Origin of the sequence: Pelomonas sp. CA6, assembly GCF_022549225.1 — a bacterium.
Taxonomy (GTDB): Bacteria; Pseudomonadota; Gammaproteobacteria; order Burkholderiales; family Burkholderiaceae_C; genus Roseateles.
Genome location: NZ_JAKZFD010000058.1, coordinates 1 through 412, shown reverse-complemented (window position 1 = coordinate 412; position 412 = coordinate 1). Strand labels below are relative to the sequence as shown.

Here is a 412-nt window from a genome sequence, read left to right as displayed (position 1 = left end):
CCGCAAGGCGCTGCCCGCGCCGGACCTGGCCGACCATGTGCACCAGGGCTACGAGGCGCCGCGAGGCGCGCTCGAAGAGCGGCTCGCGGCCCTGTGGGCCGAGGTGCTGCAACTGCCGCAGGTGGGGCGGCACGACAACTTCTTCGAACTCGGCGGGCATTCGCTGCTGGCGGTCAGCCTGATGGAGCGCATGCGCCAGGCCGGACTGCCCGGCGACGTGAAGACGCTGTTTGCCGCGCCCAGCCTGGAGGCCCTGGCGCGCGCGCTGGCCGGGCAAGACCCGGCACCGCAGCCGCTGGCTGTGCCGGCCAACCTGATCCCGGCGGGTGCAACGGCGATCACGCCGGAGATGCTGCCGCTGGTGGCGCTCAGCCAGGCGCAGATCGACGCGCTGGTGGCCACGGTGCCGGGG

The 412-nt window shown here is 74.0% G+C and carries 1 protein-coding gene; it reads left to right on the top strand.

What is annotated here, in order from left to right; translation table 11 throughout:
- Positions 1 to 412 (top strand): phosphopantetheine-binding protein (locus LZ017_RS21865; RefSeq protein ID WP_241399040.1); only part of this gene is annotated, 412 nt, incomplete at both ends.